Here is a 24,943-nt window from a genome sequence, read left to right as displayed (position 1 = left end):
CGGCCCCACCTCGGGAATAGTGGAGGGGTGCCGCACGACGACGATCACCCGTCGAACCCCTCCTTCGGCGTGGTCTACGACGCCGACGGCGTCCTGCCCGTCGTGCACCTGCGCCGCCAACTGGGCCGGGCGCGGGCCCTGTTCGCCCGGACCCCGCGCGACCGGCGCACCCCGTTGGGCATGCCGAAGCTGCTGCGGACGCTGGTCGAGTCCGAACTCGACGCGCCTGTGTTCTACCTGACCGCGGTGCCCGGGGCGTTCGCCCGGTTCTTCACCGAGTTCCTCCAGCGCGACGGCTACCCGGCTGGCCGACCGCTGATGTCCGGGCGCCTGCTCGCGCCGTGGGGACTGCTGGGTGTGGGCCTGAAAGGCAAACGCGCGACGCTGGACCGGCTCGCCGAGCAGCATCCGCAGCGGCGGTGGGTGCTCATCGGCGACGATGCCGGGCACGACTGGCGGTTGTTTGTCGACTTTGCGCGGCGCCACCCCGGCCGGGTCGCGGTGATCGCGATGCGCGAAGTGGTCACGCGCTCGCTGACCGAACGCACCTCGCAGGAACAGCACCGGTTCAGCGTGGTGGCCGCCCCCAACGGCGAGGAGATGGTGCCGCAGTTGCGGGCCTGCCTGGGCCTCGCACCGCCCCGCGGATCCGCCGTCGAGGACTGGTTGCTCACCGAGTCCGAACGCGGCAACGACGCGACCCGGCTGCGGGCCTGGACCGCGGGGAACAAGGTCGAACCCCTGATCCACGGGCGTACCTACTTCGACGCCCTCGCCGCGGCCGTAACCGACACCGGCGCAGGAGATCTGGTGCTCTTCGCAGGTTGGCGCGCCGATTCCGAGGAGCGGCTCACCGACCAAGGTCCCACCGTGGCCGACGCGCTGGGCAGCGCCGCGCGGCGCGGGGCGCTGGTCCGCGGACTGCTGTGGCGCTCGCACCTCGCCCAACTCGGCTACCACGCCGCGGAGAACCGCAGCTTCGCGAAAGACGTTGCCGCCGCGGGCGTCGAGGTGCTGCTCGACCAACGCATCCGGCCCCTCGGCAGCCATCACCAGAAGCTGGTCGTGGTGCGCCGGCCCGGGCGCCCCGGCGAGGATGTCGCGTTTGTCGGCGGCATCGACACGGACCTCGGCAGCCGCGACGACGCCGCACACCGCGGTGACCCGCAGCCGGTGTCACCCGACGAGGTGTACGGGCCCACCCCGGCCCGCCACGACCTCCAGGTGGCGGTGCGGGGACCGGCGGTCCGCGACGTGGAGGACGCGTTCCGCGAGCGGTGGGAGGACCCCGCCGCGCTGGTGCGACTGCCCTGGCATCTGCTCGCCGACCGGGTGCACGGGCTGCCCCGCACGGCGACGCCGCTGCCGCCGCCGGCCGTCGATCCACCCGAGGCCGGGTCGTGCGCGGTGCAGATCCTGCGGACCTACCCGCGGCGCCGCCCGGCGCATCCCTTCGCACCGCTCGGGGAGCGCAGCATCGCGCGGGGCTACGTCAAGGCGCTCAGCCGCGCCCGCCGGCTGGTGTACGTCGAGGACCAGTACCTGTGGTCGGTCGACGTCGCGCGCATCTTCGCTGCGGCGCTGCGGCGTTCACCGGAACTGCACCTGATCGCGGTGGTGCCGCGCCGCGTCGATCAGCAGGTGGCCACCCGCGCGGCCCAACTCGGCCAGGCCGAGGCCATGGCGATGGTGCGCGCCGCCGGCGGCCCGCGGGTGCAGATCTTCGATATCGAAAACGCCGCGGGCAGACCGATTTACGTGCACGCCAAGGTCTGTGTCATCGACGACGTGTGGGCCGCGGTCGGCAGCAACAACCTCAACAACCGCTCCTGGACCCACGATTCGGAGCTGACGGCGGCGATTCTCGACGACGAACGCGACCCGCGTGACCCGCTCGATCCCGCCGGCCTCGGTGACGGCGCCCGGTCCTTCGCAAGACGGCTGCGGCTGGACCTGATGCGCGAACACCTCGACCTCGCCGAGGACGCCGAACTGCTCGATCCCGACCGCGCCGCCGAGGCGGTGCGCCGACAGGCCGCCGATCTCGACGCCTGGTACGACGACGGGTGCCGCGGGCCGCGCCCACCCGGGCGGCTGCGGCGGCACAGCGGAGGCCGGCCCGCGAGGGCGCCGCGCCGACACCGGTGGCTGACCATCCCGCTCTACCGCCTGGTGCTCGATCCCGACGGGCGTCCGCTGGGCATGCGGTTGCGGCGCGCGTACTGACGCGCAGGCCTCCTCACGGGGACGGCTTGCCGCCGTTGACGTGGATCGTGGAACCCAGCACATAACTGGACTCCGGGGAGGCGAGGAACACGTAGGCCGGCGCGAGTTCGGTGGGTTGTCCCGCGCGCCCCAACGCGGTGTCCTTGCCGAACTCCGGCAACTCCTCGATCGGCTGACCCTTGCTGGGTTGCAGTGGCGTCCAGATGGGCCCGGGTGCCACGGCGTTGACCCGGATTCCCTTGTCCGCCAGTTGCATTGCCATGCCCTTGGTGAAGGCGTTGATGGCCGCCTTGGTCGAGGCGTAATCGATCAGGTCCGGTGAGGGCTGATAGGCCTGGATCGAGGTCGAATTGATGATGGTGGCCCCGGCCGGCAGATGCGGCAGCGCCGCACGGGTGGTGCGGAACATCGCCAGGATGTTCGCCTGGTAGGTCTGCTCGACCTGCTCGTCGGGCAGCTCCTCAAGACTCTCCGCGACGACCTGCTTGCCGGCATTGTTGACCAGGATGTCCAGGCCGCCGAGCTGCTCGACGGCCTGCTCGACCACCTCCCGGCAGAACGACGCGTCGGTGAGATCCCCGGGCAGGGTGACCGCCTGGCGCCCGGAATCGCGGATGATCCGCGCGACGTTCTGCGCGTCCTCCTCTTCTTGCGGCAGATAGGTGATCGCGACGTCGGCGCCCTCCCGGGCGAACGCCACCGCCACCGCGGCCCCGATGCCGGAGTCCCCGCCGGAGACCAGCGCCTTTCGGTCCACCAGCCGTCCGGTGCCGCGATAGGAGAACTCACCGATGTCCGCCTGGGGCAGCATCTCGGCGTCGAGGCCTGGTTCGGGCTGCGTCTGCTCCGGCGGTTCGATCGACGGGTACCGGGTCTTCGGGTTCTGGAACTGCAGCTGATCGGTGCGGGTGGCGTCTGCGTCCTGGGAAGCCATCGTGAGTCCTTCGAGGTTGCCGAACTGCGCGGACAGCCGGGTGCGGCCGACCGACCTTGGAAACCTCGGCATACCCGCCCGCTGCCGCGATAAACCGTCGCAGACTGCCCGGCGGAGTTTCGGTCCCCCCTGCCTCAGGCGGACACCACGCGACAATGGTTGTCCGCGAGGCTGTTACGCCACCACGATGAGGGTCGTCGCGGCCAGCGCGCCCGCCAGTCCCAGTGCCTGCGAGGTGCGGAGGCGCTCACCGAGGAACGCGAGTCCGATGATCACCGGGACCACCGGGTAAAGGCAGGCCAATACCACTGTGACCGTGACGAATTCCGACCGAAGGGCGTACAGGTAGGCCGTCAGTGCGCCGGCGGCCAGCACCCCGGCGGCGACGCTGAACGTGAACGCCGTCGGGGATTTTGCCCCGGCGGTGCGTGGGGTGGGGTTCCTCATGAAGGTCACGGCGGCCACCAGGACCGCCACGATCGCCGCTGCGCGACCGCTGAGGATGGGCCACAGCCCTGCCGAGGCGTCGGCCTGCGCGAGACACAGGTATTGCAGCGCGATGCCACCGCTGGCGCCGAGGCCGTCGTACACGGCGGCGCGCGAGGTGGTCCCGGACTGATCGGAGCCCCCGCTGATGAACCACAGCGCCGGCAGCGCGATCAGCACGCCGAGCCAGGTCAGTCCGGGTGGCCTTTCACCGAGGAAGGCCGCCGACACGAGCACCGGCAGCGCGACACCGCCGACGGCGCTGACCGGAACGACCACGGACATCGCGCCGCGGCTCAGCCCACGAAACAGGAAGACCATGGCCATCCCCGTGCCGATGCCCGAGGCCGCACCCCAGGCCAGGTCCGAGCCCGTCGCCGCCGAGGAGGCCTGGGCGAGCAGGGCAAGGGCGGCCACGCAGAGGCCGGCAACCTGTCCGATGAGGGCCACCCGGACCGGCGAGATGCGCCGCGACGCCAGACCGCCGAGGACATCGGAGATTCCGTATCCCAGCGCCGAGGTCAACGCGAGCGCGGCACCCATCCGTCAGATCGCCTGCGCGCGTTGGTCTTGGCCCATCTCGAGCGACAGCATCACCACCGCGATGGTAGTGGTCGCCCGCGGCGCTTCCTCGCGTGCCGTTGACGCCCTGCATGCAGCATGTCAATATCTCGGGCATGGCTCCCTTGGCATGCTGCATGCAGCACACAACCCGGTCTGGTCGATGTAGTTGAACGATCGTCTTCTCCGGAACAAGGCGAGTCGCCTGATCCCGGGTGGAATGTACGGCCATCAGCGGGCCGGCCTGTTCCCTTCGAACTTCCCGCAGTTCCTCGCCAGCGGCGACGGCGCGCTCATCCGCGATGTCGACGGCCGGGAGTTCGTCGATTTCCTGCTGGGCTACGGGCCCATGGTGCTGGGTTATCAGAACCGAGTGGTCGAAGAGGCTGCGCAGCGCCAGCGCGAACTGGCCGATTGTCAGAACGCCCCGTCGGCGCGCATGGTCGAACTCGCCGAACTGATGGTGGACATGGTCGATCACGCGCAGTGGGCCTACTTCGCCAAGAACGGCACCGATGCCACCACGACCGCGCTGACGATCGCCAGGGCCGCCACCGGCCGCGCCAAGATCCTGGTCGAGCGGGCCAGCTACCACGGCGCCGCGCCGTGGTGCACCCCGGGCACGGCGGGGATCTCGGCCGCCGACCGCGCCAACATCCGGTACTTCGACTACAACGATCTCCCAAGTCTGCGTGCGGCTTTCGACGAAGCGGACGACGACCTCGCCGGCGTGATCATCACCCCCTTCAAGCACAACGACGGGGTCGACCAGGAACTGATCGACCCGGCGTTCGCGCGCGAACTCCGCGCCACCTGTGACCGCAAGGGCGCCGTCCTGATCCTGGACGACGTCCGCTGCGGCATGCGCCTCGAAATGGGCAGCAGCTGGGCGAACCTCGACGTTCAACCGGACCTCAGCGTCTGGGGCAAGGCCATCAGCAACGGCTACCCGGTCTCGGCCATCCTTGGCAGGGACTCCCTGAGAGACGCCGCCGCCACGATCTTCAGTACCGGGACGTTCTGGTTTGCGGCCGTGCCGATGGCAGCGGCAATCGCGACCATCCAAGAACTCCGCGCCATCGACGGTGTCCGCCTGCAGCGCCGCGCCGGAGATCGGTTGCGTGCCGGTCTGGTGGCCCAAGCCCAAGCGCACGGATTCGACGTGTCCTACACGGGGCCAAGTCAGATGCCGTACCTGCGTTTCCACGACGACCCCGAGCACCAGCTCAGCTTCGCGTTCTCAGCCGCCGCGCTGGACAACGGTGTGTATCTGCACCCGCGCCACAACTGGTTCGTCAGCACCGCGCACACCGACGCCGTGATCGACCGCGCGCTCGAGGGCACCGACAGGGCGTTCGCCACGCTCGCCGCCAAATCCTGAAGCATTGCTCCGGCCGCGCGACGAGTGCCATGCTCGCCCGCATGACCGCTACCGATGACCGGCCCGCACTGCAACCGATTCGAGAGGACTGGGACACCGCGCTGTGTGTGGTCGCCCACCCCGACGACATGGAGTTCGGCGCCGCGGCGGCCGTCGCGCGCTGGACGCGGCAGGGCAAGAAGATCGTCTACTGCATGGTGACCAGCGGGGAGGCCGGTATCGATGGCATGCACCCCGAGCAGTGCGCGAAGACGCGGGAGGCCGAGCAGGTGGAGTCCGCCCGCATCGTCGGCGTGGACGTCGTGGATTTCCTGCGGCTGCCCGACGGCATCCTGGAGTACGGGGTGCCGCTGCGCCGCGCCATCGCCGCCGAGGTGCGCAAGCACCGTCCGGATATCGTCGTCACCAACAACTTTCGGGATGGTTGGGGCGGGCGGGCGCTGAACCAGGCCGACCACATTGCGACGGGGAAGGCGACGTTGGACGCGGTCCGCGACGCCGGCAACCGGTGGATCTTCGCCGAGCAACTCGTCGACGGCACCGAACCGTGGGGCGGGGTGCAGGAGGTCTGGGCCGCGGGCTCCCCGGGCGCCGAGCACGGCGTCGACATCACCGACACCTTCGACCTGGGCGTGGAGTCGCTGCGGACCCACCGCGCCTACATCGACGGACTGGGTTGGGAGCACTTCGACCCGGCGGAATTTCTCGCCGAGGCGTCCCGGCAGGCCGGGGCGCGGATGGGCGTGACTCACGCGACGATGTTCGAGGTCTTCTCCATGGGCTGGGGCGACTGACCGGACGACCCCAGGCTTGTCATCATACAGTCAGACGCCCTAGTGTCTGTTTGTATGTTGATGACCGTTGCGGTGGGCAACGCACGATGAGGGGTCGGCCATGACGGATCTGATCGTCCGCAAGATGCGCTTCGCGTTCGCGAGCTACCCGGTGCCCTTCCTCTGGAACGAGGCCAACCCGGCGTTCTCGGGGATGGCCAACGCGGTGTCCTTCCTGGCCATCGGCTTCGAGAAGATGATCGGCCGGATGATCACCGAGGCCATGCCGTTGATCAAGGACCCCGCCATCGCCGAGGAGGCCGACGCGTTCGTGCGCCAAGAGGGCCAACACTCGATGGCACACCGTCAGCACGCCAAGGGCCTGATCAAGTCCTACCCGCAACTGCAGCACACCTACGACAAGGTCATCGCGGCCTTCGACGACCTGACCGCCAACACCCCGCTGAAGTACCGGTTGGCCTACACCGCCGACCTCGAGGCCACCTTCACGCCGGTCTTCAAGCTGATGCTCGACCACGACGACACCCTGTTCGCCGCCGGCGACGACCGGGTGGCGTCGCTGTTCCTGTGGCACTTCGTCGAGGAGGTCGAACACCGCAGTTCGGCGCTGCTGATCTACGACGAGGTCGTCGACGACCCGTGGTACCGGATGCGGGTGGCGCCGTCGATCTTCAAGCACGTCTGGGCCGTCATCCAGATGGCCTGCGACGACTTCAACTCCTACATCCCCGTCGAGGACCGCAAGGTCGACGCCATCTCCACGTTCGGGATGCAGCGCCGCAAAAAGGCGGTGCTGCAGAAGCTTCCGTTCCTCAAGGTCAGCGACGACGGGCCGTTCGGCAACGCCTTCGGACACCTGCCGATCCGGGATCAGCTGGCCGCCGTGGTCGGCGTCGTCCGCAGCCAGATCCCCGGCCACGATCCCGCGCACGAAAAGCTGCCCGCGCTGGCCCAGGTCTGGTTCGATCGCTACGACGCGGGCTACGACGTCACCCGGTGGTACACCGCCGACGCCGACGACAAGGTCGAGTGGAAGCAGGCCGCCGATGTCTGAGCTGTGTGCGCCCACCTTCGAGGGCCTGGCCGAACGACTCGGCTTCACCTGCGCGGAGGCCGGCGGGCTGTTCGAGCTGCGCAACCCCTTGGCGTTGGAGAACTGGACGTTGCCGGTTCTCGAACTGCTGATCGTGGTCGGCGCGGTGCTGGCGCTGGTGTACGCGATCGTGCGCCTGCGCCGCCACAACGACCCGACCAACCTCGTGCTGTGGATCGGCGCGATCGCCTACCTGCTGATCATCGAGCCGCCGCTGTACTTCCCGGCCGCGTTCGGCATCAGCGAATACGTCGACACGATGTTCGCCCACAACGTGTTCACGGTCGAATTCCTCTGGGGCAGACTGCCGCTCTACATCATCGCGATCTATCCGATGATGGCCACCATCGCCTTCGAGATCGTCCGCGCGCTGGGCATCTTCCGGCGCTACGGCACCCTGCTCGGCGCCATCTGCGTCGGTTTCGTCCACCACGCGTTCTACGAGATCTTCGACCACCTCGGCCCGCAGCTGCGCTGGTGGGAGTGGACGCTGGATCATCCGATGAACCACCCGTTCCTCGCGGCGGTGCCGCTGCCCAGCGTCGTGGTGTTCGCCACCCTGTGGCCGATGTCGCTGGCGCTGTGCGTGCAGTTCTTCGTCGGCCGCCACGTCGATGCGGGCCGGAGTTTCACCGCCGGTCAGCTGGTGTGGCGCACCATCGTGATCGGGCTGCTCGCCTCGATCGGCACGGCGCTGCTGCCGCTGCCGGCCACCATTTCCGGTGGTATCACCGGGAGCACCACCGTGATCGGCGTGGCGTACGCGGCCGAACTGGTGCTCGTCTCGGTCATCGCGATCGTCGTCTTCGCGCTGCAGTGGCGTCGGCTGCGCGGCGGCGTCAACGAGGACCTGTTGGCCAACCAACCTCATTCGCCCGGCATCATTTTCGGCTTCGCCGCGGTGTATCTGGCGGTCCTGGCGGTGCTGTGGATCGCCGCGCTGCCGGCCTACTTCGGTGCCGTCGACGGCGTGACCGCCAACGGCGATCCCACCGGCAGCCTCTGGTACACGCTCGGCTGTTTCGTGATCGCCGCGGTGACGCTGGCGATGGCGGCCAAGGCGCAGCGATCGGTGAGCGCGACGGTGGTGGCCTCGCCGGTGTCGGCCGCGGAGGTCGACCGGGTCTGACGCGCCAGAACCGATATCCTGCGGGTTCGGTTTCGGCTCGAGGAGTTGTCAGGTGGCGCGCAGACGCGGTTGGGTGGGCGATCCGCCGAACAACGACGAGGAGGCCGCCGAGCGGATCGTCGCCGCGGCGGTCAAGCTGATGGCCCAGCGGGGCACCGCCGTCAGCATCGCCGAGGTCGCCGCCGAGATCGGCGTCATCCGCCAGACCGTCTACCGCTACTTCCCGACCGCCGATGCGCTGATGAAGGCCGCGGCGTTCGCGTCCGTCGACGACTTCTTCGATCAACTCGCCGCCGCCGTGCGGGGCATCACCGACCCGGCCGACGCGATGGTCGAGGGGGTGCTGTTCACCCTGGAGGAGGTGGCGCGCACCCCGCATCTGGGCACGCTGCTCTCGGAGTCCTACGGCGCGGCCCGTGATGTCGCCTCGGAGACCGCGCAGGGCTTCGGGCTGCGGATGATGACGCGCTTCGACGTGGACTGGGCGCAGTACGGCTACGACGAGTCCGCCCAGCGTGACCTGGTCGAATTCACCCTGCGGGTGATGCTGTCGTTCTTCGTTGCGCCCAACGACGCGGCCCGCAGCCGCGAGGAACTGCGCCGGTTCCTGCGGGACTGGTTGGGCAGTGCGATCCTGGCGCAACAGCAGCGTCGGGCCTCCGCCGAGTAACACCGACCACCCCTGCCGCGACTTACGGGGTAGCGCGGCGCCAGTGTGCCGCTGGGGTTCGGAAGGAAGATCGCTGTGCTTCGTCACCTGGGAATAGCCGTCGTGGCGGCCGCGCTGCCGCTGGCCGGCCTGGTCACGGGGACCGCGGCGGCGGCCCCCGCCTGCGCCGACGTGCACTGGATCGGCGCCGCCGGATCCGGTCAGCGCGACGGTGCGGGCCTGACCGCCAACGGCGGCATGGGTGACGTCGTCTACCAGTCCTATCAGCAACTGCGCTCCGAGTTGGCCGTCGACGGGCAGACCATGACCGCCGAGGCCGTCCAGTACCCGGCGGCGCCTGTGCCGGTCGACGGCGGCCTGGGCGGCTGGATGGACTTCATGGACAGCGTCGAGGACGGCGCCGACGCCACCGCCGAGCAGCTCGACGCCTACACCGAGAAGTGCCCGGACACCAAGGTGGTGCTCGCCGGATATTCGCAGGGCGCCATGGTGATTCACCGCAACCTGCACGACTTGGGTGACGACCCGCGCATCGCCGCGGCTCTGCTGGTTGCCGACGGCGACCGACTGCCGGCCGACACCACCATCAAGATGGGGTCGACGGCCGTGCTGCCCAGTGTGGGCAAGGGTGTGGCGCAAGAACATTCGTTCCTGGCCTCGACGGACACCTCGCCGCTGCCGGCCTCGATCGGCGCCCGCACCGTCAGCGTCTGCGACGTCGGCGACCCGGTGTGCGACTACGACCCGGATCAGGACGACGCCCTGTCGCCTTCTGCGATCGCGATCCACACCGCGTACTCGCCGACCGGCAGCGGCGTGCACGCCTGGGGGACGCCGCTGTATCAACTGGTCGCCGGGGCCGTCGCCGCGCCGGAGTCGGGGACGGTGGTCACCGCCCACGGGGCGTGACGAGATTCGCGCGTCTCATCGAGTCAGCCGTCACGCACAAGTCCACTCGCACAATGCCTGCGTGAGTTCTGCCTCGACGTAGCCAGCCAGTCAGCAAGCCGCGCCGTGAAGGTGACCGAGCCCAGCGAGCTTCAATCGGACTAGTCGGACTAGTCCGATTGGGGCTTCAGCGATACCATTGCTGCATGCAGGACAAGACAGTGACCAGTACGGAAGCGAAGGCCACGCTGAACGCCCTGCTGGCCGAGGTTGAGCGCAGTGGCACGGCGGTCACGATCACCAGTCGGGGACGCCCGGTCGCGGTGCTTTCGCCTGTACACGAGAAGCCGCGTCGGTTCGGTCAGTTGCCCACTCTCACCGTCCCGGAGGACTTCGACGATCCGCTGCCCGACGCGGAATTGGCTGTCTGGGAGGGTGATTCGTGACTTCCGGGGGAGGACCCCGAAACGTCCTGCTGGACACCCATACGCTGCTCTGGTTGGTGGCTACGCCCGAACAGCTGCGACCGGAAATCCGAGAGATGCTCTCCAACAGGAAGTGCGCCATCTGGGTCTCGGCCGCGTCGGCCTGGGAGATCGCGATCAAGACGAAGTTGGGCCGGCTGGACGGGGAGATCCTGCTGTCCGCATGGTCGGAGATCCTCGGTGACATGGCGGCGGGCGAGCTTTCGATCGATGCGCAAGACGCCATCCTGGCGGGACGCTTGCCGTGGGAGCATCGCGACCCATTCGACCGGGTGCTGGTCGCTCAGGCGGTGCGTCGCAATCTCACCGTCGTCACCCGTGATGCGCGGATCCTCGGCGCTTCGCTGGCGCCGACGCTCACGGCCTGATCGAGTCAGACCTCACGCACACGTCCGCTCGCACAATGCCTGCGTGAGTTCTGACTCGACGCGGCCCGACCTCAGCTGAAGCGCACACCCAGCGTCGCCAGGCCGAAGATCTTGCGGCCACCGGATTTCGCGCCGACGATGACGACGCCGCTGCGGGTCTCGGGGTCCAGCGACTTGATCCGACCGCTGAACTCGATATCCGCGCCCTCGGCGGCCGGCACGACCGCCGGCGCCGACAGCCGCACCGCGAAGCGGGTGACCGCGCCCGGGTCGCCCGACCAGGTCGAGGCGAATCCGGCGCCCAGGCCCATGGTGAGCATGCCGTGCGCGATCACATCCGGCAGCCCGGCGAACTTGGCGATGCCCTCGTCCCAGTGGATCGGGTTGGCGTCGCCGGCGACCCCGGCGTAGTTCACCAGGTCACCGCGGGACAGCCGGGTGTGGTGGACGGGCAACTCGTCGCCCACCTGCACCGCGTCGAAGGACGGGGTCGCGGGGGCGCGATCGCCGGGGGAGGCGATGCGCACCTCACCCTCGGGGCGCACCGTCTTGTGGTAGGCGCCGTCGGACTCCCCGATGTCGAGGATGTTCATGTCGTGCATCATGGCCTTCTGCACGGCGCCCTTGATGGCCGGATCGACGTCCTCGGCGGTCACGCCGACGACGGTGGTGTGCAGCGTGTGCACCCGCTCGCCGGCGGTGTCGGTGAACGTATTGGTCACCGTGATCAGGTCCCGGCCGGCGATCTTGCGCACCGACGTCAGCTCGACGTCGATCTCCAACTCATCGCCGGCGACGATCGGGCGGTGCTGCTCGAAGACCTCCTCGGTCTGCATGTAGGTGTCGTAGCCGACGACGACCTCTTCGAACATGCGGCGGTTGCAGGCCATGGCCGGGGTGGAGGTGAAGGTCAACGGCGCGACCAGGCCCGAATAGCCCAGCTCGGCGGCAGCGTCGACGTCCCAGTGCACGGGGTGGTAGTCCTGCACGGCGCGGGCGTACTCGCGCACCTTCTCGCGGCCGACCAGGTACGGCTGGTCCATCTTGTAGTAGTGGCCGACCCGGGCTTCGAGCGCCGACATTTCTGCTGCTGCGGTCATGATCTGTCCAACTCTTCTACCGGCCTGTTCGCGGAGGCCGACCAGAGCACACTAACGTGCCGGTGCCCGGGCCCGAAAATTCGCGCAGAGCGGTCATCCGTTCGAGACGTCGATCCGATGCACCCGGACGCTGACCTCCAACTGGAAGCGATCCGCGGGATCCTTCAGCGACAGCCCGGTGAGTTCCTCGATGAGCTTGATCCGATAGAGCAGGGAATGCCGGTTCAGGTAGAGGGCTCGGGCGGCTGCGCTGATGTTGGCCGCCTCGTTGAGCAGGATCTCCAGGGTGTGGACGAGTTGTCCGCGGCGCGTGCGGTCGTAGTCGACCAGCGGCTGCAACGTCCGCAGGACGGCCGCCATACTCTGCGGGTGCTGCCGCAGTACCTCGGCGAACTGGCGCGGTCCGTCCGCGTCCTCGGTACCGTCCATCGCCTCGGCGAACGCGTCGGCCATGTCGTTCCAGCCGTCGTCGTCCCCCGCGGATCGGCCGACCACCATCTGCACCCGGGCGTCGACCGGATTGATCTGCGGCAGAAGGCTTTTCTGGACGGCGGCGAACGCGATCTCCCAGGGCAGGCTCACCACCGGGAAGTCCCGGTCGTCGGCCAGCGGCACCAGCGACGACAGCAGCTCGCCGGTGGGGATCTCCGGTGGCGGGCTCAGCACCAGTCCGGCCGCCTCCGAGGTGGCGACGACATAGGTGAGGAACTCGCGGACGCCGGGCTGGCGGGTGTCGGCGCCGGTGGTGAGCACCAGGTCGCCGGCCCGCACGAAGGCCTCGGCGGGCGCGTGCATGATGTCGACCCAGCGCACTTCGCGCTGCAGTCCGCGTTGGCCCGCGATCACCGTTCCCTGGTCGAGCGGCGGAACGGTCAGGGCCATCGCCACAGTCAGCGGCGATTCCCGAGCCATATCGTCCCTATTCCCGATCGACCGCGCGACTCACTGCTGGGGTGCGGTCGGCGGAGCCGCGGCACATCTCCGAAGCCGCAGGCCTCACGGTAGCAGTGCCCCGGCTGGTTCCTGGGGGGGAGGAAACCAGCCGGGGCTGTCTACTGGCGGGTCGGATCTACAGACCCGCGGGGGTGGAGGTCAGGTCGGCGTTGGACCGGCGGCCCAGCAGCATGCCGATGCCGAAGAAGACCAGGGGCATCAGACCGAAGATGGCCGCGGTGGTCGGGGTGCCACCGACCACGAGGGTCAGGTTGGACACGACCAGCACCAGCGCCGCGGCCAGGCCCAGCGTCGCCGCCGACGCGAGCACCACGGTGCCTGTCGAGTTGCCGCGGCGGCTGAAGAAGATCACCACGGAGATGGTGGTCAGCAGCCACAGGATGGCCAGCGCCAGGATGCCCAGGCCGCCCAGCGGTCCGAAGATCCCCAGCACCGGATCGAGCTGCAGCGCCGCCAGCACACCCATGATCACGAAGGTCAGCACGCTGATCAGCAGCGAGGCGTTCGACGGCGATCCGTGTTGCGCGTGGACCTGACCGAAGCGCTTGGAGAACACGCTGTTCTGGCCCAGCACGAACGCGTAGCGGGTGGCGATGTTGTGGAAGGCCAACGCGCAGGCGAACACGCTGATGAACCACAGGCCGGTGGTGAGGTCGCGGCCGAGCATGCCCAGGTACTGCTGCGCGGTGTTCACCATGAAGTTGTCGGGGTCGGCCTCGGCCACCGCGATTGCCTTGTTGCCGCCGTTGCCCTCGATCAGGGCCCAGCTGGAGAAGGCGTAGAAGGTGGCGACGATGGCGACGGCCCAGTAGGTCGCCCGGGGGACGGTGCGGTCGGGGTCCTTGGCCTCGTCGCGGAAGACGGCGGTGGCCTCGACGCCGACGAATCCCCACAGCGCGTAGAGCAGGGCGATCCCGACGCCGCCCGCGAGGCCCTCCGGCGTGAACGAATCGCCGGTGATGCCTTCCTGGCCGCCCTGGATGACGATGACGAAGTCGAGCACCACCAGGATGGCGACCTCGGAGACCAGGAAGATGCCCAGCACCTTGGCGCTCAAGCTGATGTGGCGGTAGCCCATCCACGCGATGATCGCGAGGACCAGCGCGGTCAGCAGCCACCACGGGATCGACGGTCCGCCGAAGCGCTCGATGAACCCAGCGAGGATCACGCCGTCGTAGGCGGCCACGCCCAGCAGCGTCGCCATGTAGGCCGGCAGCGCCAGCACGGCCGCGCCGGTGCCGGCGGCCTTGCCCAGGCCCTTCTGGATGTAGGCGTAGAACGCGCCGGCCTCTTTGACGTACTTCGACATCGCCACGAAGCTGGCCGCGAACAGCAGGAAGATCACGCCCGCCACCAGGAACGCCACGGGAATGCCCGCGGTCTGGCCCAGCACCATCGCGATCGGCACGTTGCCGCCGATGGTCGACAGCGGCGCGGCCGCGGCGACCACCATCAAGACGATGGCGGCGACGCCCAGGTTGCCGCGCAGGTGGGTGCGACCGTCGTTGGGCGCATCCTTGGCACGCGTGTCGTCGGTGTTGACAACCTCGGACATTGATCCTCCTCACCACCGGAGCCGCGAAGTACCTGCTCCCGTCAGAGGCAAAGTGTGCGAGATGAGGGCGCCATTGTCATTGGGTAGCGCCGCTTTTCCAACATTGTGTTGTAGATCGCGTCGGCGTCGGTCCGGTGGACACCGCACAGCGTCACACAGGTTGTTGGAACATCGGCCGAGAACGTTGTCCGGTCCGCGAACTCGGCCGATGATGGGGGCCTCGAAGACCTCGAGACGAGAGAGGTACGGCGAACGTCATGCACCCAGAGGGCACAGACACCGAGCAGGACCACCGGCTGGGGCGTATCCGCATGCTGGATCAGCAGGCGGTGAATCTCGACGGATTCGCCGAGCCCGACCCCGAACTGGGCATGATCTCGCACGGTTCGCCCTACGACCCGGAGCCGTCGTGGGTGGTCGGCGAGGACGGCACCGTGCTCGAGATGGACTCGGTGGCCGCCGCGGACTTCGACACCATCGACGAATTCGTCGTGCGCTACGCCATCGATCATGATCAGGCGCCGCGGTCGATGGCCATGGCGGATCTGGAACTGGCCCGCATGATCGTCGATTCCAGCGTGCCGCGCGCCAAGGTACTGCGGATCTGCGCGGGGCTGACCCCGGCCAAGATGGCGCGGGTGGTCGCGACGCTGAATCCCGTCGAGATCCAGATGGCGATGATGAAGATGCGGGCCCGCCGCAGCCCCGCCAACCAGGCGCACGTGACCAACCGGCTCGACGATCCGCTGCTGATCGCCGCCGACGCCGCCACCGCCGTGGTCTACGGCTTCCGGGAGTTGGAGGCCACCGTCCCGGTGCTCGACGACGCGCCCGCGGTGGCCGTCGGTCTGCTGATCGGTTCGCAGGTGCCGGCGCCGGGCGCGTTGACCCAGTGCGCCGTCGAGGAGGCCCGCGAGCTGAAGATGGGTGTGCGGGGCCTGGTCTCGTACGCCGAGACCGTGTCGGTGTACGGCACCGAGCAGGTCTTCACCGACGGCGACGACACCCCGTGGTCCAAGGCGTTCCTGACCTCCGCCTACGCCTCGCGCGGCATCAAGATGCGGCTGTCCAGCGGCGCGGGTTCCGAGGTGCTGATGGGACAGGCCGAACGCAAGTCGATGAACTACCTCGAGGCCCGCTGCGTGGCGCTGGCCAAGGGGATCGGCGCCCAGGGCGTGCAGAACGGCGGTATCGACGGCGCCGGCATCACCGCCTCGGTACCCGGTGGCGTGCGGGAACTGATCGCCGAGAACCTCATGGTGATGCTGCGCGGACTCGAATCCTGCAGCGGCAACGACAGTTTGATGTCGGAGTCCACCATGCGCCGGACCAGTCGCACCCTGCCGGTGCTGCTGTCCGGGTCGGACTTCATCTTCTCCGGGTTCGGCTCGGTGGTGGCCTACGACAACATGTTCGGGCCGTCGAACTTCAACGCGGCCGACCTGGACGACTACCTGGTGATGCAGAGGGACTGGGGTGTCGACGGTGGGCTGCGTTCGGTGGAGCCCACGACGCTGGAGTCCATGCGCCGCCAGGCCGCCGAGGCCACCCGCGCGGTCTTCGAGTACTTGGGCCTGGCCGACTTCGACGACGACCACGTCGAGGCCGTCGTCGGGGCGGAGGGCTCCAAGGATCTGCCCGCCACCGACGGGGTGAAGGTGCTGCACGCCGCCACCGCCATCGACCAGCAGGGCCTGACGGTGCTCGACGTGGTGGCCGCGCTCGACGAGACGGGCTTCCCGGAGTTGGCCGAGCGGGTGCTGGGCATGGCCAAGGCGCGCATCACCGGCGACTATCTGCAGACCGCCGCGATCTTCGACGAACAGATGAACGTGCTCTCGGCGCTGCAGGACCCGAACGACTATGCCGGTCCCGGAACGGGTTACCGCCCGACGACGGAGCGCCAGGAGCAGATCGACACGGTGCGCCAAGCCCGCTCGGTCGCCGACCTGGTCAAGGAGCAGGCGCAGTACGCCGAACCGGCCCGGCTGACCACGCGCGGACCGGCCGCCGTGGGCGACGATCCGCGCGAGGTCGTCATCGGCGTCTCGCCGGCGTTGGGCACCAAGCTGTTTCGCAGCCTGTCCGGGTTGACGGTCTACGACGCGCTCGAGGAGATCCTGGCCGGGCTCGAGGAGGAACAGTGCGTGCCGCGGCTGGTGCGCATCAGCGGCAACATCGATCTGGGCTACATCGGCAAGGCCGCCGCGCGGCTGTCCGGCTCCGGGGTCGGGGTGGGCCTGCAGGCCAAGGGCACCACGCTGATCCACCGCCGTGACCTGCCGCCGCTGGCCAACCTCGAACTGCTCAGCGTCGCACCGTTGATCAGCCGCGACATGTACCGGTTGATCGGGATCAACGCCGGCCGGCACGCCAAGGGCACACCGCCGGCCCCGATGCGCAACGCCTACACCGAGGAGGCGATCACCGCGCGGTATCACACCCAGGTGGTCTCGATGGTCGCCATCGAACGCGCGGAGTCCCGCCATCACGACAGCACCAACGTCGAATTGGAGTTCCAGCGATGACCATCTCCGCGCATTCGGGTCGCGGCCTCGAGCAGGTGACCGTCGAGGCCGCCCGCAACGGCGATCTGACCCTCGACGACATCCGGATCAGCCGGGAGACGCTGCTGGTGCAGGCCGAGGCCGCCGAGGCCACCGGGTCGGCGCAGTTGGGCACCAACCTGCGTCGGGCCGCGGAGCTGACCGCGCTGAGCACCGACGACATGCTCGCCGCCTACGAGGCGTTGCGTCCCGGCCGCTCCACGTTCGAGGAACTCGAGGAGTTGGCGCAGCGCCTGGTGGCCCAGGAGGCGCATGCCTGCGCCGAGTTGGTCCGCGAGGCCGCCGCTGCCTACCGCCGGCGCGGCCTGCTGCGGTGACCATCTGGGCCGGCATCGATATCGGCAACGCCACCACCGAGATCGTCCTGTGTGGCGGGCCCGCCGGCCGCGAGGTGCTGGCCAGCGCGCGCACCCCGACCCGCGGCGGCAAGGGTTCGCTGCGCGCGGTGCAGGGCGCGGCGCAGTTGGCCCGCCGGCAGGCCGAGGCGCACGGCCTGGTGATCGACCGGGCCGCGTTCGCGCCGACCCCGCCCGTGCGGCTGGCCCTCGAAAGTGTGCAGCTGCAAACGCAATCCACCGGTCGGCTGGTCATCGCGACCCGCTCGGCGGCCACCACGGCCGGCGACGCCGTCGGGGTCGGCGCCCCGGTGCCGGTCCAGCGGCTCGACGAGGTCGCGGCGGATCGTCCGGTGGTGGCCTGCGCGACGCGGGAGTGGGGTTACCTCGAGGTCGCGCGGCGGGTGAACGCGGCGCTCGACGCCGGCCGCCAGGTGGTGGCGGTGTTGACGGAAAATGATGAGGCCGTGTTGATCTCGAACCGGCTGGGTGCGCGGCTGCCGGTGGTCGACGACGTCGAGATCGCGGAGGTGTTGGCCACGAGTCGGGTGGCGGTCGAGGTGCGGCAGGGGATGTCGGCGCTGCAGCGGCTCACCGACCCGTTCTGGCTGGTCGACGCGTTCGGCCTGGGCGACGACGAACACGACGACGCCCGCGTGGTGGCCGATCAGCTCTACGACAGCGCCTGCGCGGTGGTGTGCCTCGACGAGGCCGCACCGGCGCGCGAGGACCCGGCCGACGCCGGCCCCGAGCCCGGTGCGCCCGGGCCGGCCCATGTGGTGCGCCTGGCCGACATTGCCGCGCAGGCGAATTCGCGCCGCGGCTCCGTCGCGGTGGACGCGCTGGTGATGGCCACGATGGGTGACGAGGAGGGACCGCCTGCCGACGCCGAGGCGCTCAGCGCGGCGTTGGGGGTGCCGGTGGCGGAGGTCGAGTCGGAGGCCGCGGCCGCGCGCGTCGGGGCGCTGACCACTCCCGGGGTCACGCCCGATGCGGTGGTGGTCGACGTCGGCGGCGGGACCGTCGATGTCGTGGCCGAGGTGGCCCGCACGGTGCTGCCCGGCGCCGGGCAGCTGCTCACCGCGGCGACCGCCGCCGCGCTGGAGATCTCCAACAGCGCGGCCGAGTACGCCAAGCGGGCCGAGGCGGTCACCGCCATCACCGCTCAGCTGGTCGAGGACGAGCACGGCCGGCGACACTTCCTGGACCAGCCGATCGACGGCCGGTACACCGGTTGGCTGCTGACCTCGGCGCCCAGCGGGTTGCTGCCGTTCACGTCGCGGCTCTCGGGTGCGGAGTGGCGCAGCTGGCGGTTGGCGGCCAAGCGGCTGGTGATCGGCCATAACGTGATGACGGGCCTCCAACAGTCCGGCTCCGGGGCCGAGGCCGTGCTGTTGGTCGGCGGCGGCGCCAGCGACGACGAGCTGGTCCGCGCGGTCAGCGAGCAACTCGGGCACACGTTCAGCGTGGGCCGCGGCAACGTCAACGGGCAGCTGGGGCACCGGTACGCCGTGGCTTACGGGCTGGTGACCCTGGCGGCAGGCAGCTAGGACAGCGCCGAACAAGCCAGCCGGCCGGGCCGTCTCTGGACGGCCTCTCGATCAAATGGCGTCACCTCCGGGTGACGGTTATCCCCAGGGCGACGGGCGAGCGCCCCCCAGCTGTGCATGACTGTCACCCGGAGGTGACGAGTTCCGATCGAGGGGCCTCGCGGACAGCGCCGAACCCTGGCGAGAGAACCGCTGGTTGCGCGCCCCGAGGAGGCGGACCGGCGTGGCGCCAACTATGTTTCCTGGGGTGATGTCCTCAGCCCTCGGAGCAGTCGCTCGCTGGATGACCCCCTTCCTGACCGTGGCCGCCGTGGCGGGCATGGGATTCCTGGCCGAACCGGCGCAGATCGTTCCCGCCCCGCAGGTGCGGCTGACCGCCGACGGCAACCCGCTGGCCGGGCAGACCTTCTACGTCAACCCGAACTCGGCGGCCATGCGCGCGGCCAAGAGCGCCGGGGGCAGCCCGGAGCTGGACTACATCGCCAACACCCCGCAGGCGTACTGGATGGACCACCGGTCCACGCCGTCGGTGGACGCGAAGTACATCGCGACCGCGCAGGCCGCGGGGACCATGCCGATCCTGGCGCTCTACGGCATCACCAACCGGGACTGCGGCAGCTATGCCGCCGGCGGGTTCGGGTCGGCCTCGGCGTATCAGGGCTGGATCGACGGCGTCGCGGGTGCCATCGGCTCGGGACCGGCCGCGGTCATCCTCGAGCCCGACGCGCTGGCCATGGCCGACTGCCTGTCGCCCGACCAGCGGCAGGAGCGCCTCGACCTGATCCGCTACGCGGTGGACCGGCTGACCGCCAACCCCGCGACGGCGGTCTACATCGACGCCGGCCATTCGCGCTGGGTCGGCGCCGAGGCCATGGCCGGGATGCTCAACGAGGTTGGCGTGGCCAAGGCCCGCGGCTTCAGCCTGAACACCGCGAACTTCTTCACCACCGACGAGCAGATCGGCTTCGGCGACGCGATCTCGGGGATGACCGGCGGGAAGCCCTACGTCATCGACACCTCGCGCAACGGCCGCGGCGCCACCGACGACGAGCTGTACTGGTGCAACCCGGCCGGTCGTGCCCTGGGCTCGGCGCCCACCACGGCGACCGCCAGCCCGAACGTCGACGCCTACCTGTGGGTCAAGCGCCCCGGCGAATCCGACGGTGCCTGCAACGGCCATCCCCCGGCCGGGACCTGGGACAACAGCTACGCCCTCGAGCTGGCCCGCAACGCCGGCATCTAGCGGGCCGCTGCCTTCCCCGCGGGCCCTCACCCTTCCCCGCGAACGTGCATGTTCCCGGGCAACACGCCGCCACAATCTCGTAGTTTGCGCCCCCTCGGCACGGCCCCGTCGATAGATTCGCGAGCATTGGGTACTCCCACGCAGACCGGCGCCCCTCGCGCCGAGTGAATCTACGGAGGTAGCAGTGACGAATCCCAGCGGCCGGCCCGACCAGGTCGGCGCCAACACCGACCGGCAGGTCATCGCGTCGTTCACCAAGTACGTCGACGCGCAGCGACTCGTGGACCGGATGTCCGACGGCGGCTTCCCCGTCGAGCACGTCCGCATCATCGGCGACGGTGTCCGCACCGTCGAGCGGATCACCGGCCGGATGACGAAGGGCCGCGCGGCACTGTCCGGCGCGGGCGCCGGCGCATGGTTCGGCCTGCTGATCGGTCTGCTGCTGTCGATCTTCACCCTGGGCCCGGTGTGGATCGTGACCATGCTGGTCGCCCTGGCCATCGGCGCGTTCTGGGGCGCGGTGTTCGGCTTCGTCGCGCACCTGGCCACCGGCGGCGAGCGGGACTTCTCCAGCATCCAGACGCTGGAGGCCCAGCGCTATGACGTGTGCGTGACCGCGCAGTACGCCGGTGACGCCGCGCGCTACACCCAGGGCCTGTAACTCTCGGCGCCATCATCTCTCAGCGCGAGTGGGCTGGGGTCTCCCGCTTGTAAGGGGCGTCTCCGGCCGACGCGTGCGTCCGCTCACTGAGCCAGTCGAACGAGGAGTGTGCAATGAAGGTCCGGTTCGGCGTTAGCGTCGGCCTGGACGTTCCGCCCGCCGACCTGTCGGGGACGGTGGATCGTCTCGAGGACGCAGGTATCGACTCATTGTGGTTCTCGGAGTTGTTGTACACGCCGGCAGTTGATCCATTCATCGGTATGGCATTCGCCCTGGCCCGCACCACGCAGTTGAAGGTGGGCACGTCGGTGGCAGTGCTGCCGGGCCGGCACCCGGTGCTGGTCGCCAAACAACTGGCTTCGCTGGCGGCGCTCGCGCCCAGCCGGGTGTTACCGGTATTCGGGCTCCGCTCGGCGGTACCCGCCGAGCGCGAGCTCTTCGAGGTGCCCACGGGCCAACGGGCCGCCGTGTTCGACGAGTCGCTGGCGCTGCTGAGAACCGTGCTGCACGACCACAACGTCACGTTCACCGGCGCATTCTTCTCCGTGCGGGACGTCGAGATCCTCCCTAAACCGGTCAAGCCGCTGGATATCTGGCTTGGTGGCTCGTCACCGGCCGGATACCAACGAGTCGGTACCTACGCCGATGGATGGCTCGGCAGCTTCCTGACACCCACGGAAGCCGGGGGAGCGGTGGCGGCCATCCGCGCCGCGGCTGGGGCGGCTGGACGCGCGGTGCCCGAGGATCACTACGGGATCAACATTGCCGTCGGCGACGGCGCGCTGCCACAGCAGGCGCTGGATGCGATCCGTCGCCAGCGCCCCGATGTCGACCCTTCGGAGCTCGTCGCGACGGACTGGTCGCAGTTGCATCGCCAGATCGACGGTTATCTGGAAGCCGGATTGACGAAGTTCGTGATCAGACCCGCGGGCGGCAGCGGCGGTGCGGACTTCATCGACGAATTCGTTCGAGAGATGCTGCCGCGCCAGAACTGAGGCCCGAAGCGTGCCGGGTCACCCTACTCCAGCCAGTCGTTACCGGCCAGACCGAGCTGACGGACGTCCAACTGCGGCGTGATCCCCGATTCCGGTGCCAGCCCGTGGCTTTCGAGCACCGACCGCAGTACTTCCGCGGCATCGATGTTCAGCGGGCTGGACACCCACATGGCGTAGGGGAAGTTGATGAACCGGTTCTCCCGGACCGCCTTCAGGTTCCGGCTCGCGGGATTGCCGCGCAGCGCGGCGATCTTCTCCTCGACGGACTGGCCCGGATAGTCGACGAACGCGATGACGTCGGGGTCGGCGATGCTGATGCGTTCCCAGCTGACGGTGGTCCAGGTGTCCTGCACGTCCTCGGTCGCGTTGCGCGCCCCGGCCGCGTCGATGATGCCCTGCGGCCCGCCGAAGGCCCCGGACGAGAAGATGGTGTCGGTGCCGCTGTCGAACACGAACACCGTCGGCGTCTGCTCGGGTTGCGGTGCGGCGCGCAGGGTTTCGAGCCGCTCGGCGACCTCGTCGGCGGCCCGCGCGCCGATATCGGCGTTGCCGGTGATGGTCCCGATGTTGCGCAGGTCGGTGTCGAGGGCGACCCAGGGATCCATGGTGCCGCGGACGCGTTCGCCCTCGACGGGCCGGCACGCCTCCGAGAGCTGATAGACGTCGATCCCGTGCTGCGCCAGTATCTCCGGGGTGATCCCGCGGGCCTCGCCCATGCCGTAGTTGTAGCCGGCGTAGAGCACCTGCGGCCGGGCGCCGACGATGTTCTCCAGTGACGGCTGGGCGGGTGCGACCTCGTTCAGGGTGTCGACCTGTTCGCCGTACACCAGCCGAAGGACGTCGACGTCGCGGGCCATGGAACTCACCGCGGTCATCTGCTCGCGGGCCCCGGCGGCCAGGGCGATCGCGATCATCCCGCCGTCGTTGACGAACAACCGCTCGAGCGGTTGGCCGTACGTCACCTCCGCGCCGCAATTGGTGACCGTCACCGTGTCGACCGCCACGTCGTCGGAGACCGAACCGCAGGCGGTCAGTCCGCCCGCCAGTACCGGAATGGCCAGAGCGGCAATGAACTTCATCAGATTACCTTCGATCAGTTGGACGCCGGGTCGACGTGGGTGAGCAGGAGATAGGGCAGGCCGGTGGCCGGATGCGGGACGACGTCCCCGGCGACCTCGAAGACCTTCCGGAGCAGGCTGGCATCGAGCACCTCGGTGGGCGGGCCGTGCGCCAGGATCCCGCCGTCGGCGACGACGGCGACCGCGTCGAAGTGTCGCAGGACCAGGTCCAGGTCGTGCATGGCCGCAATCACGGTGCATTCCAGCTGGTCGAGGACCTGCATGAGGCGCAGCCGCCAGGCGGCGTCGAGGTGGTTGGTGGGTTCATCGAGAACCAGCACCGCGGTCTGCTGGGCCAGGGCCCGGGCCAGCACCACGCGATGCCGCTCGCCGCCGGACAGCTGAGTGCAGGGCCGATTTCCCCAGCCGCCCAGGCCAACTGCGCCCAGCGCGTCGTCGATGATGCCGCGATCCTCGGCGGCGGCCACCGACCACGGCTGCCGATACGGGGTCCGGCCCAGGCCGACCGCCTCGGCGACCGTCAGCTCGCCGGACGGCCGCTCCTCCTGGCCGACGAACGCGATCGTCAGCGCCCGGCGCCGCGCGGACAGCCGGCGCAGATCGTCACCGTCGACCCGGATCGCACCGTCGGCCGGGGCGTCGAGGCCGGCCAGCGCGCGCAGCAGGGTGCTCTTGCCGGCGCCGTTGGGGCCGACGACGGCCAGTCGCGTCCCGGCCGGGACGTCCAGTTCGACCCCGGCGACGATGGTCCGGGTGCCGCGGCAACACCGCAGACCCTGCGCGCGTACCGTCGCCGAAGCGCTCATGAGCTGTTCCCGAACTCGTAGCGCCGCCGGCCCATCAGGAACAGGAAGATGGGTGCGCCGATCAGCCCGGTGAGGATGCCCAGCGGCATCTCGCGCGGGGCGGCGGCGACCCGCGAGATCACGTCGACCCACACCAGGAACAACGCCCCGCCGCACACCGCGACCGGCAGCATCGCCCGATGCGTGGCGCCGACCACCAGGCGCGCCGCGTGCGGGACGATCAGCCCCACGAACCCGATGCCCCCGGACACGGCGACCAGCACCCCCACCAGCACGCCCTGGATGACGAACAGCGTGGTGCGCAGGCCGCGCACCGGGACGCCCAGCGAGGTGGCGGTGTCGGACCCGGCGGCGTAGGCGTCGAGCCAGGAGTGGATCGCGAGCATCGCCGCCAGCGTGATCACCACGACCGCGCCGGCCAGCGGCACCTTCGCCCACGTCGCGCCGGCGACGCTGCCCAGCATCCAGAACATCACGCCCTCGGCGGCGTGCGGGTCACCGGCGGTGAACACCAGCAGCGACGACAGCGCCATGAACGCCGAGGACAGCACCACCCCCGAGAGGATCAACCGCAGCGCCGTCAGCCCACCCTGGGCACGGGCCACCGTGTACACCGTGACGGTGGCGACCAGCGCGCCCAGCAGCGCGCCGCCCGACAGCGCCCACACCCCCAGGCCGGCCAGCGCGCCGAGGGTCATCACGGCCGTCGCGCCGACCGCCGCCCCGGCGGACACCCCGAGCAGGTAGGGCTCGGCCAGCGGGTTGCGGACCAGCGCCTGCATCAGCGCCCCCGCCAGCGCCAGGCCGGCACCCACGACCGCGGCGAGCACCGAGCGGGGCAGCCGCAGATCCCAGATGATCACGTCGTACGCCGCGTCCGCGACGTCGCCGCCGAGCCGCCCGACGATGGTGCGCCAGACGTCACCGATCGGGATGTGTTCGGCCCCGAAGGCCACCGACAACAGAATGCTCACGGCCGTGAGGACGGCCAGCAGCGCGGTCAGCGGGCCGGCGCGGAGCCGTCGTGTCATCGGAACAGCCGTCTTCTGCACGTCTTGCCTTTGAAGTCTGGGTAACTGTGCG

At 69.6% G+C, this 24,943-nt stretch carries 23 protein-coding genes; 15 read left to right on the top strand and 8 right to left on the bottom strand.

Going from position 1 to position 24,943, the window contains the following annotated elements:
• The first annotated feature begins 27 nt into the window (after positions 1–27).
• Positions 28–2,226 (top strand): phosphatase domain-containing protein, encoded by a 2,199-nt coding sequence (locus EL338_RS25145; RefSeq protein ID WP_235666292.1) that lies wholly within the window; start codon positions 28–30, stop codon positions 2,224–2,226.
• 13 nt (positions 2,227–2,239) lie between these two features.
• Here EL338_RS25145 and EL338_RS25140 read toward each other — a convergent pair whose 3' ends face one another.
• Together EL338_RS25140 and EL338_RS25135 are read right to left on the bottom strand one after the other, a co-directional pair.
• On the bottom strand, positions 2,240–3,160 hold the full coding sequence (locus tag EL338_RS25140) for an SDR family oxidoreductase (protein ID WP_126336303.1): 921 nt from the start codon (positions 3,158–3,160) through the stop codon (positions 2,240–2,242).
• Between the two features lie 174 nt (positions 3,161–3,334).
• On the bottom strand, positions 3,335–4,189 hold the full coding sequence (locus EL338_RS25135) for an EamA family transporter (RefSeq protein WP_126336301.1): 855 nt from the start codon (positions 4,187–4,189) through the stop codon (positions 3,335–3,337).
• A 238-nt stretch (positions 4,190–4,427) separates the two neighbouring features.
• Here EL338_RS25135 and EL338_RS25130 point away from each other — a divergent pair, with 238 nt between their 5' ends.
• The 8 genes from EL338_RS25130 (at position 4,428) to EL338_RS25095 (ending at position 11,015) form a co-directional block, all read left to right on the top strand.
• Positions 4,428–5,588, top strand: coding sequence for an aminotransferase class III-fold pyridoxal phosphate-dependent enzyme (locus tag EL338_RS25130; RefSeq protein ID WP_126336299.1), 1,161 nt, complete (start codon positions 4,428–4,430; stop codon positions 5,586–5,588).
• Between the two features lie 41 nt (positions 5,589–5,629).
• Positions 5,630–6,382 carry a PIG-L deacetylase family protein gene (locus EL338_RS25125; protein ID WP_126336297.1) on the top strand — a complete coding sequence of 251 codons (753 nt, stop codon included), beginning with the start codon at positions 5,630–5,632 and terminating at the stop codon, positions 6,380–6,382.
• Between the two features lie 100 nt (positions 6,383–6,482).
• Positions 6,483–7,436, top strand: coding sequence for a metal-dependent hydrolase (locus EL338_RS25120; protein WP_126336296.1), 954 nt, complete (start codon positions 6,483–6,485; stop codon positions 7,434–7,436).
• Complete coding sequence (locus tag EL338_RS25115; protein WP_126336294.1) at positions 7,429–8,604, top strand: hypothetical protein; 1,176 nt, start codon at positions 7,429–7,431, stop codon at positions 8,602–8,604. The genes EL338_RS25120 and EL338_RS25115 overlap by 8 nt, the downstream gene beginning before the upstream one ends.
• 52 nt (positions 8,605–8,656) lie before the next feature.
• Positions 8,657–9,274 carry a TetR/AcrR family transcriptional regulator gene (locus EL338_RS25110; RefSeq protein ID WP_126336292.1) on the top strand — a complete coding sequence of 206 codons (618 nt, stop codon included), beginning with the start codon at positions 8,657–8,659 and terminating at the stop codon, positions 9,272–9,274.
• 75 nt (positions 9,275–9,349) lie between these two features.
• A complete protein-coding gene (locus EL338_RS25105) occupies positions 9,350–10,183 on the top strand; it encodes a cutinase family protein (protein WP_126336290.1) in 834 nt (277 codons plus the stop codon).
• A 185-nt stretch (positions 10,184–10,368) separates the two neighbouring features.
• Positions 10,369–10,608, top strand: a complete 240-nt coding sequence (locus EL338_RS25100) for a type II toxin-antitoxin system Phd/YefM family antitoxin (protein WP_126336288.1) — start codon at positions 10,369–10,371, stop codon at positions 10,606–10,608.
• 56 nt (positions 10,609–10,664) lie between these two features.
• Positions 10,665–11,015, top strand: coding sequence for a type II toxin-antitoxin system VapC family toxin (locus EL338_RS25095; RefSeq protein ID WP_235666291.1), 351 nt, complete (start codon positions 10,665–10,667; stop codon positions 11,013–11,015).
• A 71-nt stretch (positions 11,016–11,086) separates the two neighbouring features.
• Here the strand turns inward: EL338_RS25095 and EL338_RS25090 are convergent, their stop codons facing one another.
• From EL338_RS25090 to EL338_RS25080, 3 genes are all read right to left on the bottom strand, one after another.
• Complete coding sequence (locus tag EL338_RS25090; RefSeq protein WP_126336284.1) at positions 11,087–12,115, bottom strand: fused (3R)-hydroxyacyl-ACP dehydratase subunits HadA/HadB; 1,029 nt, start codon at positions 12,113–12,115, stop codon at positions 11,087–11,089.
• Positions 12,116–12,208: 93 nt separating this feature from the next.
• Positions 12,209–13,027 carry a PucR family transcriptional regulator gene (locus EL338_RS25085; protein WP_126336282.1) on the bottom strand — a complete coding sequence of 273 codons (819 nt, stop codon included), beginning with the start codon at positions 13,025–13,027 and terminating at the stop codon, positions 12,209–12,211.
• A gap of 157 nt (positions 13,028–13,184) precedes the next feature.
• Complete coding sequence (locus EL338_RS25080) at positions 13,185–14,624, bottom strand: APC family permease (RefSeq protein WP_126336280.1); 1,440 nt, start codon at positions 14,622–14,624, stop codon at positions 13,185–13,187.
• Between the two features lie 257 nt (positions 14,625–14,881).
• On the opposite strand from EL338_RS25080, the gene EL338_RS25075 reads away from it, so the two are divergent.
• The 6 genes from EL338_RS25075 (at position 14,882) to EL338_RS25050 (ending at position 21,975) form a co-directional block, all read left to right on the top strand.
• Positions 14,882–17,152, top strand: coding sequence for a propanediol/glycerol family dehydratase large subunit (locus EL338_RS25075; RefSeq protein ID WP_126336278.1), 2,271 nt, complete (start codon positions 14,882–14,884; stop codon positions 17,150–17,152).
• Positions 17,149–17,508, top strand: coding sequence for a diol dehydratase small subunit (locus tag EL338_RS25070; RefSeq protein ID WP_126336276.1), 360 nt, complete (start codon positions 17,149–17,151; stop codon positions 17,506–17,508). The genes EL338_RS25075 and EL338_RS25070 overlap by 4 nt, the downstream gene beginning before the upstream one ends.
• Positions 17,505–19,076, top strand: coding sequence for a diol dehydratase reactivase ATPase-like domain-containing protein (locus EL338_RS25065; protein ID WP_126336274.1), 1,572 nt, complete (start codon positions 17,505–17,507; stop codon positions 19,074–19,076). The genes EL338_RS25070 and EL338_RS25065 overlap by 4 nt, the downstream gene beginning before the upstream one ends.
• Before the next feature lie 250 nt (positions 19,077–19,326).
• Positions 19,327–20,319 (top strand): glycoside hydrolase family 6 protein, encoded by a 993-nt coding sequence (locus EL338_RS25060; RefSeq protein WP_179967134.1) that lies wholly within the window; start codon positions 19,327–19,329, stop codon positions 20,317–20,319.
• A gap of 184 nt (positions 20,320–20,503) precedes the next feature.
• Complete coding sequence (locus EL338_RS25055) at positions 20,504–20,980, top strand: general stress protein (RefSeq protein WP_126336272.1); 477 nt, start codon at positions 20,504–20,506, stop codon at positions 20,978–20,980.
• Between the two features lie 113 nt (positions 20,981–21,093).
• Complete coding sequence (locus EL338_RS25050; protein ID WP_126336270.1) at positions 21,094–21,975, top strand: TIGR03854 family LLM class F420-dependent oxidoreductase; 882 nt, start codon at positions 21,094–21,096, stop codon at positions 21,973–21,975.
• A gap of 23 nt (positions 21,976–21,998) precedes the next feature.
• On the opposite strand, the gene EL338_RS25045 is transcribed toward EL338_RS25050, so the two are convergent.
• Genes EL338_RS25045 through EL338_RS25035 form a run of 3 tightly spaced genes read right to left on the bottom strand, consistent with a single transcriptional unit; the run spans position 21,999 to position 24,891 of the window.
• Positions 21,999–23,054 (bottom strand): ABC transporter substrate-binding protein, encoded by a 1,056-nt coding sequence (locus EL338_RS25045; RefSeq protein WP_126336268.1) that lies wholly within the window; start codon positions 23,052–23,054, stop codon positions 21,999–22,001.
• Between the two features lie 14 nt (positions 23,055–23,068).
• Positions 23,069–23,860 carry an ABC transporter ATP-binding protein gene (locus tag EL338_RS25040; RefSeq protein ID WP_126336266.1) on the bottom strand — a complete coding sequence of 264 codons (792 nt, stop codon included), beginning with the start codon at positions 23,858–23,860 and terminating at the stop codon, positions 23,069–23,071.
• Positions 23,857–24,891, bottom strand: a complete 1,035-nt coding sequence (locus EL338_RS25035) for a FecCD family ABC transporter permease (RefSeq protein ID WP_126336264.1) — start codon at positions 24,889–24,891, stop codon at positions 23,857–23,859. Before EL338_RS25035 ends, EL338_RS25040 begins: the two co-directional genes overlap by 4 nt.
• Between the last annotated feature and the right edge of the window lie 52 nt (positions 24,892–24,943).

It is taken from the genome of Mycolicibacterium chitae, from assembly GCF_900637205.1.
Classification (GTDB): Bacteria; Actinomycetota; Actinomycetes; order Mycobacteriales; family Mycobacteriaceae; genus Mycobacterium; species Mycobacterium chitae.
The sequence above is the reverse complement of the archived record's forward strand: the minus strand, read 5'-3'. Positions and strand labels throughout refer to the sequence as shown.

Bases quoted from the DNA above. Each gene is read 5' to 3' on its own strand.
- EL338_RS25090 (WP_126336284.1), bottom strand. From the start codon at position 12,115: ATGACCGCAGCAGCAGAAATGTCGGCGCTCGAAGCCCGGGTCGGCCAC.
- EL338_RS25070 (WP_126336276.1), top strand. From the start codon at position 17,149: ATGACCATCTCCGCGCATTCGGGTCGCGGCCTCGAGCAGGTGACCGTC.
- EL338_RS25100 (WP_126336288.1), top strand. From the start codon at position 10,369: ATGCAGGACAAGACAGTGACCAGTACGGAAGCGAAGGCCACGCTGAAC.
- EL338_RS25040 (WP_126336266.1), bottom strand. From the start codon at position 23,860: ATGAGCGCTTCGGCGACGGTACGCGCGCAGGGTCTGCGGTGTTGCCGC.
- EL338_RS25140 (WP_126336303.1), bottom strand. From the start codon at position 3,160: ATGGCTTCCCAGGACGCAGACGCCACCCGCACCGATCAGCTGCAGTTC.
- EL338_RS25050 (WP_126336270.1), top strand. From the start codon at position 21,094: ATGAAGGTCCGGTTCGGCGTTAGCGTCGGCCTGGACGTTCCGCCCGCC.
- EL338_RS25130 (WP_126336299.1), top strand. From the start codon at position 4,428: ATGTACGGCCATCAGCGGGCCGGCCTGTTCCCTTCGAACTTCCCGCAG.
- EL338_RS25085 (WP_126336282.1), bottom strand. From the start codon at position 13,027: ATGGCTCGGGAATCGCCGCTGACTGTGGCGATGGCCCTGACCGTTCCG.
- EL338_RS25080 (WP_126336280.1), bottom strand. From the start codon at position 14,624: ATGTCCGAGGTTGTCAACACCGACGACACGCGTGCCAAGGATGCGCCC.
- EL338_RS25075 (WP_126336278.1), top strand. From the start codon at position 14,882: ATGCACCCAGAGGGCACAGACACCGAGCAGGACCACCGGCTGGGGCGT.
- EL338_RS25045 (WP_126336268.1), bottom strand. From the start codon at position 23,054: ATGAAGTTCATTGCCGCTCTGGCCATTCCGGTACTGGCGGGCGGACTG.
- EL338_RS25115 (WP_126336294.1), top strand. From the start codon at position 7,429: ATGTCTGAGCTGTGTGCGCCCACCTTCGAGGGCCTGGCCGAACGACTC.
- EL338_RS25135 (WP_126336301.1), bottom strand. From the start codon at position 4,189: ATGGGTGCCGCGCTCGCGTTGACCTCGGCGCTGGGATACGGAATCTCC.
- EL338_RS25035 (WP_126336264.1), bottom strand. From the start codon at position 24,891: ATGACACGACGGCTCCGCGCCGGCCCGCTGACCGCGCTGCTGGCCGTC.
- EL338_RS25120 (WP_126336296.1), top strand. From the start codon at position 6,483: ATGACGGATCTGATCGTCCGCAAGATGCGCTTCGCGTTCGCGAGCTAC.
- EL338_RS25060 (WP_179967134.1), top strand. From the start codon at position 19,327: ATGTCCTCAGCCCTCGGAGCAGTCGCTCGCTGGATGACCCCCTTCCTG.
- EL338_RS25125 (WP_126336297.1), top strand. From the start codon at position 5,630: ATGACCGCTACCGATGACCGGCCCGCACTGCAACCGATTCGAGAGGAC.